This is a genomic window from Streptomyces sp. I05A-00742, from assembly GCF_013055795.1.
Classification (GTDB): Bacteria; Actinomycetota; Actinomycetes; order Streptomycetales; family Streptomycetaceae; genus Streptomyces.
Genome location: NZ_JABETO010000001.1, coordinates 22,957 through 37,051, shown reverse-complemented (window position 1 = coordinate 37,051; position 14,095 = coordinate 22,957). Strand labels below are relative to the sequence as shown.

Below are 14,095 nucleotides of genomic sequence, written 5' to 3'. Positions count from 1 at the left end.
GCGACCGGTGGGCGTCAGCCCTCGTTCTTGGCCTCGGCAGCCTCGGCGGCCTCGGTGACCTCAGCGGTCTCCGCGGCAGCCTCCGCGGCGTCCTCTTCGTCCTCCAGGTCGACGACCTCACCGTTGGAGTCCTTGACCGTGGCGGCCTCGACGACGGTCGCGAGGGCCTTGCCGCGGGCGACCTCACCGACGAGCATCGGGACCTGGCCCTGCTCGACGACGGCCTGGGCGAACTGGTCGGGGCTCATGCCGGAGGACTGGGCACGGCGCATCAGGTGCTCGGTGAGCTCGTCCTGGCCGACCGACAGCTTCTCCTTGTTGACGATCTCGTCGAGGACGAACTGGGTGCGGATGCCCTTCTCGGCCTGCTCCTTGAGCTCGGCGTCGAACTCCTCGGCGCTCTTGCCCTGGATCTCCAGGTACTTCTCCAGGGTGAGGCCCATCTGGCCGAGCTGGTGGTGCTCCAGGTTGTGCTTACGAGTGTTGACCTCGTCCTCGAGCAGCTTCTCGGGCATCGGGACCTCGACCAGCTTCAGGAGCTCGTCGAGGACCTTCTCCTGGGCCTGGGTGGCCTGGTCGAACTTCTTCATCCGCGCGAGGCGCTCGCGGCTGTCCGCCCTGAGCTCCTCCAGCGTGTCGAACTCGCTCGCGAGCTGGGCGAACTCGTCGTCCAGGGCGGGCAGTTCGCGGGACTTGACGGCGGTGACGTCGACCTTGACCTCGGCCTCCTTGCCCTCGGCGCTGCCGCCCTTGAGCTCGGAGGTGAAGGTGGCGGTGCCGCCGGCCTCCAGGCCGGTGACGGCCTCGTCGATGCCGTCGAGCAGCTGGCCCGAGCCGATGGTGTAGTCGACGCCCTGGGCGACGCCGTCCTCCAGCACCTCGCCGTCGACCTTGGCCTCCAGGTCGACGGTGACGATGTCGCCCTCGGCGGCCGCGCGCTCCACCGGGGAGGTGGTGGCGAAGCGCTCACGGAGCTGCTCGACCGACTTCTCGACGTCCTCGTCGCTGACCTCGACGGCGTCGACGGTGACCTCGATGCCGGAGTAGTCCGGGATCTCCAGGGCGGGACGGATGTCGACCTCGGCGGTGAAGGTCAGCAGCTCGCCGTCCTTCAGCTCCGTGATGTCCACCTCGGGCTGACCCAGCGGGTTCAGCTCACCCTCGTTGACGGCCTCGGTGTAGAACTTCGGAAGGGCGTCGTTGACGGCCTCCTCCAGCACCGCACCGCGGCCGAAGCGCTGGTCGATCACTCGGGCAGGGATCTTGCCCTTGCGGAAGCCCGGCACCGAGACCTGGCTGTTGATCTTCTTGTACGCCGCGTCGAGGCTGGCCTTGAGCTCCTCGAAGGGCACCTCGACAGTGAGCCGAACCCGGGTCGGGTTCAGGGTCTCCACGGCGCTCTTCACGGTTCGGTCTCCTTGGGGCTGACTTTGGGATTCTGCTGAGGTTCAGCGGATCGCGCCCGGTAGAGAGACACAGACGCGCAGCTTGCATAGTAACCGCACGCAGGATGAGCCCCACAATGTGATCTTGCTGGTCGGGGTGGCCGGATTCGAACCGACGACCTTCCGCTCCCAAAGCGGACGCGCTACCAAGCTGCGCCACACCCCGTCGGTGCGACACGTAGGGTACATGCCCGCGAGAGCGGTGGCCGACCTTTGACCCGGCGGCGACGACCAGGGGTGACCACGGGGAACGTGAGGCGGGCGGGGCGCGCGGCGGGGGCCGGGCGGAGGGGCCGCGGGCGGCCGTCGGACGAACGCCGGGACGTACGCCGGGACGACTGCTGGAGCGAACGCGGTACCGGGTGTGCGGCGAGGGGCCCGGACCCGCTACGATGCACGTCAGCGCCGAGGGCCCTACCGGGTCGGACGGCGCGCGCGGGCGTAGCTCAATGGTAGAGCCCCAGTCTTCCAAACTGGCTACGCGGGTTCGATTCCCGTCGCCCGCTCGGACGACGCCCCCGGCCCACGGCCGGGGGCGTTCTTCGTGCCTCCGGACCCGAGGACGTCCTTCGGGCCGCCGGAGCCGGGCGGGGCCGGCTACAGCTTGATCCCGTTGATCGTCTGGGCGAGCGAGTTGAGGAATCGGTGGATCGACGGCGCCATGCCCGACGACGCCAGGAAGAAGCCGAAGAGTGCCGCGACGATCGCCGGCCCGGTCTTCATCTTTCCGCCGCGAATCATGATCACCACGATGATCGCCAAGAGCAGCACCGCTGACACCGATATGGCCACAACTGATCACACCCTCGGTCGAAGACACCTGGCCCGGCCCCTGGAGCACCGCCTCGCAGTGCTCCACCGCACCATCGTGCCATCAACTCGCCGTCCACGGAGGTGCTGTGACGATTCATCGACGATTTGACCGACTCCGTCAGGGGTCGATTTCCGGCCGCGGTGGCCGGTCTCCGAAAAGTCGCGCCGCCGGGAAGGATTGCCACCGCTTTGCCCGTCCCCGCTAGGGTGCGTCGAATGTCCCGCACCGCCACGTCCCCGGCGCGTGCCGCGGCCCCCGCTCCCGGCCCGCCCCAGGCCGGTTCCGCCGCCGCGTCGCGCGACCCGTTCTTCGACAACGCGAAGTACCTGGCCATCGTCCTCGTCGTGCTCGGCCACGCCTGGGAGCCGCTCACCCACACCAGCCGTGCAGCGACGGCGCTGTACCTCACGGTCTACACATTCCACATGCCGGCGTTCATCCTGATCTCCGGCTACTTCTCGCGGGGCTTCGATATGAGCCCGCCCAGGCTGAAGCGCCTGATCACCAGCGTCCTGGTGCCGTACCTGATCTTCCAGATCGGCTATGTGGAGTTCCAGCACCTGGCCGAGAAGGACGCGGACCCGGAACCGTTCACCCTGCTGGAACCGTGGTACCTCAACTGGTTCCTGGCCGCCCTGTTCGTATGGCGGCTGACGACGCCCATCTGGAAGACCATCCGGTGGCCGGTGCCGGTGGCCTTCGCCGTCGCGGTCATGGCGATGCTCACCCCCGAGGTCGGCAGCGAGTTCGACCTGATGCGCGTGATGCAGTTCCTGCCGTTCTTCGTGATCGGGCTGCACCTCAAGCCGTCCCACTTCGAGCTGGTGCGACGGCGCTGGGTGCGGATCGCGGCGGTGCCGCTCCTCGGCTGCGCGGTGGCCACGGCGTACCTGCTGGCCCCGGAGCTGGACAGCGGCTGGTTCTACCGCAACGCCGGCGTCCGGGACCTGCACGAGCCCGCCTGGACGGCGCCCGTGATGACCTTCGCCCTCTTCCTCTGCGCCGCCGCGCTGACGGTGGGCTTCCTGGCCTGGGTGCCGCGCCGGCGGACCTGGTTCACGGCGCTGGGCACCGGGACGATGTACGGCTTCCTGCTGCACGGCTTCGTGATCAAGCTGTCGCGGTGGCGGGAGTGGTACGACCTCTACGACTGGATCCGCCGGCCGGCGGGCGAGGTCCTGGTGTCGGTCCTCGCCGTCGCCCTGATCACCGTGCTGTGCACGTCCCCCGTCCGGCGGGTGTTCCGCCGGGTCGTCGAACCGCGGATGGACTGGGCCTTCCGGCTGCCCGCGCGTCCTACATGTGCAGCAGGATCTGGACCGCCAGCGCCACGTACCAGCCCACCGGAACGATAAGACCGATCGCTCCCGGGCGCTTGAACAGCGGGGCCCCCGGGTCGAGCTGGGGGCCGTGGCTGCCGGGCGCCGGCGGCGCGAGTTTCCTGATCTTCGCGTGCACCGCCAGATTCCAGAACAGGGTGAGCGGCGTGAAAATGATCAGGGAGAACGGGCTCCACCACTGCCAGCAGGTCTTCGCGGTCATATCGCGGTGCAGCGCCGTGGCGCAGGTGCGGCAGAACCGGCCGGGCCGCGAGAAGAACCGCATCATCAGGACGAGGCCCTGGTGGCGGCGGACGGTCATCTGCGCGGCCGGGAATCCGCCGCATATCTCGCAATTCCCGTGCGCCCCCGGTTGCGGCGTCGGCTGCGGCGCTCCGGCATAGGGGTCGGACTGCGGGGGCGCCGCATAGGGACCGCCCTCCGGGGTGCCATAGGGATTGCCCTGGGGCTGCCCCTGGCCGGCCCCGTACGGGTTCCCCTGCGGGGCGCCGTACGGGTTGCCCTGCGGCGGCGCGGCGTACGGATTGGGCTGCGGAGGTGCGGCGTACGCGCCCGGCTGCTGCTGGGCGTACGGCCCCGGCTGCGGGGCGGCCTGCTGAGGGGCCTGCTGAGGGGCCGCGTACGGGCCCGTGGGCGCCCCGGAGGCGTACGGGCCGGGCGGCGGCGCGGCGCCCTGCGGCGGCTGGGGCTGCTGCGGATATCCGTACGGCTGCTGCGGCGGCTGGGGTGTGGTCACAGGAATTCCCCCCGTGTGAAGCGGTGATGTACGTGCGGCCGAATGACGGGCTTCGACGGAAATGCCGGTGACGGCACGGCGGCGTGGGCGCCCGTCGGCGCGACCGGCGACGGACATGTCTATCAACGAGCTCGCGGAAACCGCAACGAGGGGAGAAATGGGACCCGCTCACCGGTGCCGCTCGTCCGCGCACGGAATTCCGGCGGTTCTCCCTCGAAGCTCCCTCGCATTTCCCTCGAATCGGATGGGAATCGGTCTCGTTCCGGAGGGGGGAATCCGACGGGTTTCGGGCCCGTATCCCCCGCGTGCCCCGCCCCCGGTCTCAATCGCGCCGGTCGCGGCAGATCAGCAGCAGGGCGCGGTCGTCGTTCACGTCCTTGGCGACGGCCTCGATCAAATGCCAGGCGGCGCCCGCGAATCCGGTGGTGACGTACCGGTCGGCCTCGCCGGTCAGCCGGTCCATGCCCTCGGTGAGCTCGCGTTCCGCGGTCTCGACCAGGCCGTCGGTGAAGAGCATCAGGACGTCGCCGGGGCGCAGCCTGCCCTTCACGGAGTCGAACTCCGCGCCGTCGTAGACCCCGAGGAGCGGGCCCTCCGCGGTCTTCTCCTCCCAGCGGCCGGAGCCGGCGCTGAGCTGGAGGGCGGGGACGTGGCCCGCGGAGAAGAGCTCGTAGTCGCCGCTGTCGAGGTCGAGCACGAGGTGCACGGAGGTGGCGAAGCCCTCGTCCCAGTCCTGGCGGAGCAGGTAGCCGTTGGCCGCGGGGAGGAAGGCGTGCGGCGGCAGGGAGCCCAGGAGGCCGCCGAAGGCGCCGGAGAGCAGGAGGGCGCGGGAGGCGGCGTCCATGCCCTTGCCGGAGACGTCGGTGAGGACGACTTCGAGGCTGCGCCCGCCGCCGGTGCGGGCGGCGACGACGAAGTCGCCGGAGAACGACTGCCCTCCGGCCGGCCGGAGGGCCATCTCGCGGTGCCAGCCACGGGGCAGTTTGGGCAGCTTGCTCTGGACCCGGATGCGTTCGCGGAGGTCGAAGAGCATCGTTCCGCCGCGCCGCCAGGGCACTCCGACACGGCTCCGGAACTGGGCGATGAGCAGGCCGAGGAAGCCGACGGCGGCGACGACGAGGATGGTGCCGGGGGTGACGCGGTCGGTGCCGTACGCGGCGGGGTCGAGGACCGCCGACTCGACGATGAGGGCGGTCGCCGCCGCGGCGTAGAGACCGAGGAGGCTGGCGGGGCGCAGCAGCAGGCCCCCGGCGACGATGGGCAGCACGAGGGCGGTGGGGGCGCACCATTCGGGCTGGGCGATGGTGCCGATGGCGAGGGCGGGTACGGAGAGCAGCAGGGTGCTGAGGGCGACCCGGTCGGAGCCGTCGCCGCGGAAGTAGTCGACCCCGGCCTTGCGCACGCTCGTGCGGACCCGGTGCAGTGCTTTGCGCATCCGGGCCGTCGGGGTCTCCGCACCGCCAGTCATTGCTTCGGGACCTTATCCACCCATTCGGCGGCGCGTCGATTCACGCCGCGCCGACACGGCTGCCCGCAGGGCACCTGGGGCGCAACCCTATGCGAAAGGTGCGCACCTGATCGGTTATACGGGTGGACGCATGGCTGTACAGCGGGGAATCCGGTCGTACAACCGGAGCGCGCCGGATGACCGCGCGCCCCTTGAGTCCCGGACGGCACACAGGGAACCGGCGGAACGAACCGGGCGGCGGGTGCGCGGCGCCGCGTACCGGAGCCCGGGGACGCGCGGGTCGTGCGGTCCGTGCGCCAACTGCCCCGTGCGCGCGGGGTCGTTCGATGTTTCGACAACGCACCGCGGGCTCCGTCCGCCGGTTCAGCGCCGCTGGCACCCCGGGCACCAGAAGAGGTTGCGGGCGGCGAGCCCGGCCGTGCGGACCTCTTCCCCGCAGAGGTGGCACGGCTGTCCCGCGCGCCGGTAGACGTACACCTCGCCCCCGTGGTCGTCGACCCGCGGCGGCCGGCCCATGGCCTCCGGGGTGTGGTCGGGCCGCACGGTGTCGATCCTGTTGTTCCGGACGCCCTCGCGCATGAGGGCGACCAGGTCGTGCCAGATCGCGTCCCATTCCGGCCGGGTGAGGTCACGGCCGGTCCGGTACGGATCGATGCCGTGCCGGAACAGCACCTCGGCGCGGTAGACATTGCCGACGCCTGAGATGACCTTCTGGTCCATGAGGAGGGCGGCGACGCTGGTCCTGCTGCGGGAGATCCGCCGCCAGGCCGGCTCGTGGTCCTCGCCGTCCCGCAGCGGGTCGGGCCCGAGCCGGTCGTGTATCGCCTGCTTCTCGCCGTCGGTGAGCAGGGCGCAGGCGGTCGGGCCGCGCAGGTCGGCGTAGGCGTCGGGGGTGGCGAGCCGCAGCCGCACGGTGTCGGTGGGCGGGGGCGCGGGGGCGGCGCCGAGGGTGTACTTGCCGAAGAGGCCCAGGTGGACGTGGATCCAGCCGGTGGGTCCGAAGCCGAGGAACAGGTGCTTGCCGTGGGCCTCCGCCTCCTCCAGGGGGCGGCCGTCGATCAGGGCGGCGCCGTCCGAGAACTTGCCCTGCGGGCTGGTCGCCCGGACCGTGCGGTCGGCGAACAGGGCGCGGTGGTCCGCCGCCAGGCGGTGGATCGTGTGCCCTTCGGGCATGGCTGCGTCCTCCCGGACGGGGTGTCGGCGCCCGCGGGCGCGGCGGAATGCCTAGAGGTCCCCGGCGGGTGCCGGCCCGGGGAACGGCAAGGGGCCCGCCGCGCGGTGCGGCGGGCCCGAGGGGGCGTCCGGGGAGATCAGCCCTGCTGCGGGTGGTGGGCCGGGATGTCCGGCAGCTCGCCCGTGGTCTCGTAGCGGCTGAGCATCTCGATACGGCGGGTGTGACGCTCCTCACCCGAGTACGGCGTGGCGAGGAACACCTCGACGAACTTCGTCGCGTCCTCCTGGGAGTGCATCCGGGCGCCGACCGCGATCACGTTCGCGTCGTTGTGCTCACGGCCCAGCGCGGCGGTCTGCTCGCTCCAGGCCAGGGCCGCGCGGACGCCCTTGACCTTGTTCGCGGCGATCTGCTCGCCGTTGCCCGAACCGCCGATCACGATGCCGAGGCTGCCCTCGTCCGCCGCGGTCCGCTCGGCGGCGCGCAGGCAGAACGGCGGGTAGTCGTCCTGGGCGTCGTAGATGTGGGGGCCGCAGTCGACGGGCTCGTGGCCCTGGGCGGTCAGCCACTCGACGAGGTGGGTCTTGAGTTCGTAACCGGCATGGTCGGAGCCGAGGTACACGCGCATGCGTCCGAGTGTGGCACGTCCCCGGGGGTACCCGCGCCAGGGCCCCCGCCGGTACCGGACGTGAATGCAACGATACGGATTCGGGTCTTCCGAAATACGCCTTCGAAAAGTTCTAATGCGGGGGCTCGTAACCCGAGAACCGAAGGAAACTACCCATGAGCGCGATACCGCCGACCATGACAAAGGCGTCGACGTCCGGCGATCCCGCGGACGCCGTGCCCGGATCGGGGGACGGCCTCAAGGCCGGCCTCAAGAACCGCCACCTTTCCATGATCGCCATTGGTGGCGTCATCGGCGCCGGCCTCTTCGTGGGATCCGGATCCGGTATCGCCGCCGCCGGCCCCGCCATTCTCGTCTCGTACGCCCTCGTGGGCGCCATGGTCGTCCTCGTGATGCGGATGCTCGGCGAAATGGCCGCCGCCAATCCGACCTCCGGCTCCTTCTCCGCCTACGCGGACCGGGGTCTGGGCCGCTGGGCCGGCTTCACCATCGGCTGGCTCTACTGGTTCTTCTGGGTCGTGGTGCTGGCGGTCGAGGCCACGGCGGGCGCGTCGATCCTCAACAGTTGGGTACCGGACGTCCCGAAGTGGGCCTGGGCCCTGATCGTCATGGTGGTCCTCACCGCCACCAACCTGGCCTCCGTCAGCTCGTACGGTGAGTTCGAGTTCTGGTTCGCCGGCATCAAGGTCGTGGCCATCGCGGCGTTCGTGATCATCGGCGGCCTCGCGGTCTTCGGCGTGCTGCCCGGCTCGGACAACCCGGGCGCGGGGCTGGCCCACCTCACCGACGCGGGCGGCTTCCTGCCCAACGGTCCCGGGGCGATCCTCACCGGTGTCCTGATGGTCGTCTTCTCCTTCATGGGCAGCGAGATCGTCACCCTCGCCGCCGGCGAGTCCGAGAACCCGCAGCGCGCCGTCCGGCAGGCGACGAACAGCGTCATCTGGCGCATCGCCGTCTTCTACCTCGGCTCGATCTTCGTCGTCATCACCCTGCTGCCCTGGAACTCCTCGGCGATCGCCAAGGACGGCAGCTACGTCGCGGCGCTCAACTCGATCGGCATCCCGCACGCCGGCCAGGTCATGAACGTCATCGTCCTGACCGCCGTCCTCTCCTGCCTCAACTCCGGCCTCTACACCGCCTCCCGCATGGCCTTCTCCCTCGGCCGCCGCGGCGACGCGCCCAAGGCGTTCGCCCGCGTCAACAAGCAGGGCGTTCCGCGGGCCGCGATCCTGGGCTCGGTCGTCTTCGGCTTCCTCTCGGTCTTCTTCAACTACATGTGGCCCGACACGGTCTTCAAGTTCCTGCTGAACTCGTCCGGCGCGGTCGCCCTCTTCGTCTGGCTGGTCATCTGCGTCACCCAGCTGAAGATGCGCGGCATCATCCTGCGCGAGACGCCCGAGAAGCTCGTGGTGCGGATGTGGCTCTTCCCGTATCTGACCTGGGCCACGATCGGCATGATCCTCTTCGTGCTCGGCTACATGGTCTACGACGGTGGCGACAACCGTCAGCAGGTCATGCTCTCCGTGCTGGTGGCCGTGGTGGTCCTGGCGATCGGCCTGGTCCTGGACCGGCGGCGGCGAGCGGTGAACGCCGGGAAGTGACCGGCCTCCACGACGGACGCCCGTTCCCCGCCCTCCCCAGCGGCGGACCGGGCGTCTTTCGTTTTCCGTCACGGGACGGGCGGCTATGGATGCCACATGTGGCACAAGTGAGCGGAGAGCGAGCGATCGGGCGAAAAGATCCGTCGCCGGGGGAGGAAAGCCGCTCGTCCCCCTAGCGTCGGAGGACGGCACCCGGCCGCCCCCTCCCGTCATTGGGCAGACTGGGCATCACCACGGGAAGGAGTGAGCATGTCCGCGCAGCCGGTCCACTACGAGTACCCGGACCCCGAGCCCCACAGGGACCCGCAGGCGGCGTCGAGGATCACGGGGGAGCCGCGGGAGATCGCCGAACAGATCGAGAACGCGAGCGGCCTCCGGGTCGAAATCCTCCGAGGAACACTCATGATGTCCCCCACGCCGCGGCGTCGCCACGCGCAGACCGCGGACCAACTGCGGGAGCTGCTGCGCGCATGCCGCGCGGACGGCCTGCGCCCCTACGAGAACGTATCCATCCCGCTGCCGGACGACCCGGATGACTACGCGACCCCGGACATGCTGATCTGCCAGAGCGACATGATGGACTCCGACGACTGGCTGCTGGCCGGCGAGGACGTCGAGCTCGCCATCGAGGTGACCTCCCCGTCCGAACGCCCCGTCGCCGTCGCCGACAAGATCGCCTGGTACGCCGAGGCCCGCGTCCCTGTGCTCCTCTACCTCTACCCCGCCACCGGCAGGTGGACCCTGCACTCCCGCCCCTCCGACGAGGGCTACCGCACCCTCGCCCAGGGCAAGTACGGCGACCCCGTCCCCCTTCCCGGACACCTCGGTGGCGACATGCCCACGGCGGACCTGCCCCGGTACGAACGCTGACAGGGCGGAAGACGGAAGAGCCCGCCGCCCCGAGGTCGGGGCAGCGGGCTCCGGTCGTACGGGGAAGGTCAGCCCCGCCGCCCCAGCAGCTTCCACGCCGCCGGCAGCGCCCCCATCGCCAGCGCCGCCTTCAGCGCGTCGCCGATGAGGAACGGAGTCAGACCGGCGGCGACGGCGTCGCCGAGGGACAGGTGGAGGGAGAGGGCCAGGTACGGCACGCCCACCGCGTAGATGATCGCGGACCCGAGGGCCATGGTCCCGGCGGTGCGGAGCACCGAGCGGTCGGCGCCGCGACGGGCCAGGGCGCCGACGACAGTGGCGGCGAGGAGCATGCCGAGGACGTAGCCGAAGGAGGGGAAGGCCGCGCCGGACCGCGCCTCGGCGAACCAGGGCAGGCCCGCCACACCGGCGAGCGCGTACAGCGCCAGGGAGAGGAAGCCGCGCCGGGCGCCGAGGGCGGTGCCGACGAGGAGGGCCGCGAAGGTCTGGCCGCTGACCGGGACCGGGGAGCCCGGCACCGGGACGGTCAGCTGGGCCGCGACCCCGGTGAGGGCGGCGCCGCCGACGACGAGGGCGATGTCCCGGGCGCGGGTGGAGGACGCGGGCAGGAGATCGGCGAGGACCGTACCGGTCCGGGGGACTGAAGCTGCGGCGGTGGCCATCGGTACTCCGCTGGAAAGAGGGGACGAATAAGGGGCACGTACAAGAACACCGCGACGTTAGCCCAGCTCACTCGAATCGGCATGGGGCGGCGGTCACAAAGGCCCGCCACCCGCTTTGGTGGGGTTCCCGAAGAAGGCGACAAGCGGAGTGATGCTTGTCACCGAAGGGCCCGCACGGCTTGGCTCCGGCCGTCTCGCGGGGAGAATGGTGGAACTTGCGCGCACTTTTCACGTGTCGCATGCTTTGCGCCCACCGCCGCCCCCGCGCCTCCGCACCCGGCGCGCGCCCCGGGCGCCCTCCGCACCAACCGAGAGTACGAGCCCAGATGCACGACGCACCGCCCGCCGCCGAGTCGCTCGCCGGTGAGAAAGAGCCGCTGTCCGCGGGGCTCAAGCAGCGGCATCTGACGATGCTCGGGCTGGGCGGCGTGATCGGCGCGGGCCTGTTCGTCGGCTCGGGCGCCGGGATCTCCGTCGCGGGGCCCGGGATCATCGTCTCGTACCTGATAGCGGGCGCCCTCGCCATGCTGGTGATGCGGATGCTGGGCGAGCTGTCGTCGGCGATGCCGGCCTCGGGCTCGTTCTCGGTGCACGCGGAGCGGGCGCTCGGCCGCTGGGCCGGGTTCACGGTGGGCTGGCTCTACTGGTTCCTGCTGGTGATCGTGCTCGCCGTGGAGGCGACGGCCGCGGCGCAGATCGCGCACGGCTGGGTGCCGGGGATGCCGCAGTGGGCCTGGGTGCTGGTGTTCATGGTGGTGTTCACCACCGCGAATCTCACCGCCGTCAAGAACTTCGGCGAGTTCGAATTCTGGTTCGCCGCGCTGAAGATCGGCGCCATCCTCCTCTTCCTCGGCCTGAGCCTGCTGGCGATCTTCGGCCTGCTCCCGGACACCGACGCCGTCGGCCTCGCCAACCTCACCGGGCAGGGCGGCTTCCTGCCCAACGGCTGGAGCGGTGTGATCTCCGGCGTCCTCGCCGTGGCCTTCGCCTTCGGCGGCCTGGAGGTCGTGACGATCGCGGCCGCCGAGTCCGAGGACCCCGAGCGCGCGGTGGGCCGTGCCGTGCGCAGCGCCGTGTGGCGCATCCTCTTCTTCTACGTGGGCTCGATGGTCGTCATCGTGACCCTCCTGCCGTGGTCCTCGCTGCAACCGGGCCAGAGTCCTTATGTGGCCGTGCTGGACCGGATCGGGGTGCCGTCGGCCGGGCAGATCATGCAGATCGTGATCTTCGTGGCGCTGCTGTCGGCGCTCAACGCGAACCTCTACGGCTCGTCCCGCATGGTCTTCTCGCTCGCCGAGCGCGGCGAGGCCCCACGCGCCCTGCTGACGGTCTCCCGCGGCGGCGTGCCGCGCCGGGCGGTGCTCGCCTCCGTGGCGTTCGGTTTCGCGTCGGTGGTCCTCAACCTGAAGTGGCCGGACTCGATCTTCCACTATCTGCTCAACTCGGTCGGCGCCGTGCTGCTCTTCGTCTGGGGCCTGATCGCCGTCTCCCAGCTGCGGCTGCGCCGCCGGATCGAGCGGGAGATGCCCGAGCGGCTGACCCTGCGGATGTGGTGCTTCCCGTATCTCACCTGGGCCGCGCTGGCCGGTATGGCCGCGGTTCTGGTACTGATGCTGACCGACGAGGCGGCCCGGCCGCAGCTGCTGTGGTCGGCGGCGGCGACCGGCGCGGTGCTCGCCGTGGCGGGCCTCCGTGAGCTCCGGCTCCGCCGTACCCGGCAGGCATAATCTGCAAACTTATCAATTCTGGCGATATTTCAGGTGCGGAGAGTAATCCTCGCGTCTAAATATCGGACATCCGTGTGACAAGTGTTGTCCTGAGCGAACATCACCCCCACACTGAGGCAACTTTTCAGAGTTGTTTCAACCTTTCACCACTCATTTCACGGGGACAGACACGACCATGACTCGGATAGATGCGACCTCCGCGCCCGAGCGCGAGGTCACCGACGCGGCGCCGGGCCACGGCACCGCCCTGTCGAACGGCCTCAAGCAGCGCCATCTTTCGATGATCGCCCTGGGTGGGGTGATCGGCGCCGGCCTCTTCGTGGGCTCCGGCGCCGGTATCGCCGCCGCGGGCCCGGGAATCGTGCTCGCCTATGCGGTGTCCGGCCTCCTCGTGATGCTGGTGATGCGCATGCTGGGCGAGATGGCCGCGGCCAACCCGTCGTCCGGCACCTTCTCGGTGCACGCGGAGAAGGCCATCGGCCCCTGGGCGGGTTTCGCCGCCGGCTGGATGTTCTGGGTCGAGCTCTGCGTGGGTATCGCCGTCGAGGCGATCGGCGCGGCAGCGATCATGGTGAAGTGGTTCCCCGCCACGGACTCCTGGATGTGGGTCCTGCTGTTCATGGCCGTCTTCTGCGGTACGAACCTGGCGGCCGTCGGCAATTTCGGCGAGTTCGAGTTCTGGTTCGCCGCCCTGAAGGTCGCGGCGATCGGCATCTTCCTGGTCCTGGGCGCGCTCGCCATCTGCGGACTGCTGCCCGGCACCGACGCCCCCGGCTCGTCCAACCTCACCGGCCAGGGCGGCTTCCTGCCCAACGGCACCGACGGCCTGCTCGCCGGACTGCTCGCCTCCGTCTTCGCGTACGGCGGCCTGGAGACGCTGACCATCGCCGCCGCGGAGTCCGAGCAGCCGGTCAAGGGCGTCGCCAAGGCGGTGCGGACGGCGATGTGGCGGATCGCGCTGTTCTACGTGGGCTCCATGCTCGTCGTCGTCACGCTGATCCCGTGGACCGACAAGTCGCTGCTGTCCGGTCCGTACGTGGCCGTCCTCGACCACCTGGACGTCCCCGCCGCCGGCCAGATCATGAACGTGATCGTGCTGATCGCCCTGCTCTCCGCCATGAACGCCAACATCTACGGCGCGTCCCGGATGGCGCACTCGCTCGTCGAGCGCGGCGAGGGCCCGCGCTTCCTCGGCAAGGTCTCCTCCGGCGTCCCGCGGCGGACCGTGCTGGCCTCGTCCGCCTTCGGCTTCTTCGCGGTGCTGCTGAGCTACTGGTGGCCGGACACCGTCTTCAAGTGGCTGCTGTACATGACGGGCGCGGCCATCCTGGTGGTCTGGGGCTTCATCGCCGTCACCCAGCTGATGATGCGCTACCGGCTGGAGCGCGAGCAGCCGGGGAAGCTCGTGGTGCGCATGTGGTGGTTCCCGTACCTGACGGTCGTCGCCCTCCTCGGCATCCTCTGCACCCTCGGCCTGATGCTCCGCGAGGAGGACACGGCCGAGCAGCTCTACGCCACGGCCGGCCTCACCGTCGCCCTCGCCGTGGGGGGCTACCTGCGCCAGCGCGCCAACGCCCGCAAGGCGGGCACGACGGGCACGACGGACGCGCGGAACTGACGTCCCGACACCTCT

12 protein-coding genes and 2 tRNA genes are annotated in these 14,095 nt (G+C 70.4%); 6 read left to right on the top strand and 8 right to left on the bottom strand.

Annotated elements, in window-relative coordinates:
• Positions 1–14 precede the first annotated feature (14 nt).
• A complete protein-coding gene (gene tig, locus HN013_RS00150) occupies positions 15–1,406 on the bottom strand; it encodes a trigger factor (protein ID WP_171161606.1) in 1,392 nt (463 codons plus the stop codon).
• Between the two features lie 128 nt (positions 1,407–1,534).
• Positions 1,535–1,611 (bottom strand) — tRNA-Pro (locus tag HN013_RS00145).
• Positions 1,612–1,880: 269 nt separating this feature from the next.
• On the opposite strand from HN013_RS00145, the gene HN013_RS00140 reads away from it, so the two are divergent.
• Positions 1,881–1,951 (top strand) — tRNA-Gly (locus HN013_RS00140).
• 91 nt (positions 1,952–2,042) lie between these two features.
• Here HN013_RS00140 and HN013_RS00135 read toward each other — a convergent pair.
• Entirely contained in the window at positions 2,043–2,237 is a 195-nt protein-coding gene (locus HN013_RS00135) for a hypothetical protein (RefSeq protein WP_171161605.1), read from the bottom strand.
• 237 nt (positions 2,238–2,474) lie between these two features.
• On the opposite strand from HN013_RS00135, the gene HN013_RS00130 reads away from it, so the two are divergent.
• A complete protein-coding gene (locus HN013_RS00130) occupies positions 2,475–3,614 on the top strand; it encodes an acyltransferase family protein (protein WP_171161604.1) in 1,140 nt (379 codons plus the stop codon).
• Here HN013_RS00130 and HN013_RS00125 read toward each other — a convergent pair.
• The 4 genes from HN013_RS00125 to HN013_RS00110 form a co-directional block, all read right to left on the bottom strand.
• Positions 3,556–4,335: a hypothetical protein gene (locus tag HN013_RS00125; protein ID WP_171161603.1), complete on the bottom strand. Its 780-nt coding sequence runs from the start codon at positions 4,333–4,335 to the stop codon at positions 3,556–3,558. The genes HN013_RS00130 and HN013_RS00125 overlap by 59 nt on opposite strands.
• Before the next feature lie 322 nt (positions 4,336–4,657).
• The gene (locus tag HN013_RS00120; RefSeq protein ID WP_171161601.1) at positions 4,658–5,803 is read right to left on the bottom strand and encodes a PP2C family protein-serine/threonine phosphatase; all 1,146 of its coding nucleotides are present in this window, start codon (positions 5,801–5,803) and stop codon (positions 4,658–4,660) included.
• 363 nt (positions 5,804–6,166) lie between these two features.
• On the bottom strand, positions 6,167–6,976 hold the full coding sequence (locus HN013_RS00115; RefSeq protein ID WP_171161599.1) for an Fpg/Nei family DNA glycosylase: 810 nt from the start codon (positions 6,974–6,976) through the stop codon (positions 6,167–6,169).
• Between the two features lie 137 nt (positions 6,977–7,113).
• The gene (locus HN013_RS00110; protein ID WP_171161597.1) at positions 7,114–7,602 is read right to left on the bottom strand and encodes a ribose-5-phosphate isomerase; all 489 of its coding nucleotides are present in this window, start codon (positions 7,600–7,602) and stop codon (positions 7,114–7,116) included.
• Positions 7,603–7,778: 176 nt separating this feature from the next.
• Here HN013_RS00110 and HN013_RS00105 point away from each other — a divergent pair, with 176 nt between their 5' ends.
• On the top strand, positions 7,779–9,203 hold the full coding sequence (locus HN013_RS00105; protein ID WP_171162200.1) for an amino acid permease: 1,425 nt from the start codon (positions 7,779–7,781) through the stop codon (positions 9,201–9,203).
• A 249-nt stretch (positions 9,204–9,452) separates the two neighbouring features.
• Entirely contained in the window at positions 9,453–10,073 is a 621-nt protein-coding gene (locus HN013_RS00100; protein ID WP_171161595.1) for a Uma2 family endonuclease, read from the top strand.
• 68 nt (positions 10,074–10,141) lie between these two features.
• Here the strand turns inward: HN013_RS00100 and HN013_RS00095 are convergent, their stop codons facing one another.
• Positions 10,142–10,735 (bottom strand): biotin transporter BioY, encoded by a 594-nt coding sequence (locus tag HN013_RS00095; protein ID WP_171161593.1) that lies wholly within the window; start codon positions 10,733–10,735, stop codon positions 10,142–10,144.
• A 326-nt stretch (positions 10,736–11,061) separates the two neighbouring features.
• On the opposite strand from HN013_RS00095, the gene HN013_RS00090 reads away from it, so the two are divergent.
• Positions 11,062–12,462, top strand: coding sequence for an amino acid permease (locus HN013_RS00090; protein ID WP_171161591.1), 1,401 nt, complete (start codon positions 11,062–11,064; stop codon positions 12,460–12,462).
• A gap of 175 nt (positions 12,463–12,637) precedes the next feature.
• On the top strand, positions 12,638–14,080 hold the full coding sequence (locus tag HN013_RS00085; RefSeq protein ID WP_171161590.1) for an amino acid permease: 1,443 nt from the start codon (positions 12,638–12,640) through the stop codon (positions 14,078–14,080).
• Positions 14,081–14,095: the final 15 nt, after the last annotated feature.

Bases quoted from the DNA above. Each gene is read 5' to 3' on its own strand.
- HN013_RS00130 (WP_171161604.1), top strand. From the start codon at position 2,475: ATGTCCCGCACCGCCACGTCCCCGGCGCGTGCCGCGGCCCCCGCTCCC.
- HN013_RS00120 (WP_171161601.1), bottom strand. From the start codon at position 5,803: ATGACTGGCGGTGCGGAGACCCCGACGGCCCGGATGCGCAAAGCACTG.
- HN013_RS00115 (WP_171161599.1), bottom strand. From the start codon at position 6,976: ATGCCCGAAGGGCACACGATCCACCGCCTGGCGGCGGACCACCGCGCC.
- HN013_RS00110 (WP_171161597.1), bottom strand. From the start codon at position 7,602: ATGCGCGTGTACCTCGGCTCCGACCATGCCGGTTACGAACTCAAGACC.
- HN013_RS00105 (WP_171162200.1), top strand. From the start codon at position 7,779: ATGACAAAGGCGTCGACGTCCGGCGATCCCGCGGACGCCGTGCCCGGA.
- HN013_RS00100 (WP_171161595.1), top strand. From the start codon at position 9,453: ATGTCCGCGCAGCCGGTCCACTACGAGTACCCGGACCCCGAGCCCCAC.
- HN013_RS00095 (WP_171161593.1), bottom strand. From the start codon at position 10,735: ATGGCCACCGCCGCAGCTTCAGTCCCCCGGACCGGTACGGTCCTCGCC.
- HN013_RS00090 (WP_171161591.1), top strand. From the start codon at position 11,062: ATGCACGACGCACCGCCCGCCGCCGAGTCGCTCGCCGGTGAGAAAGAG.
- HN013_RS00085 (WP_171161590.1), top strand. From the start codon at position 12,638: ATGACTCGGATAGATGCGACCTCCGCGCCCGAGCGCGAGGTCACCGAC.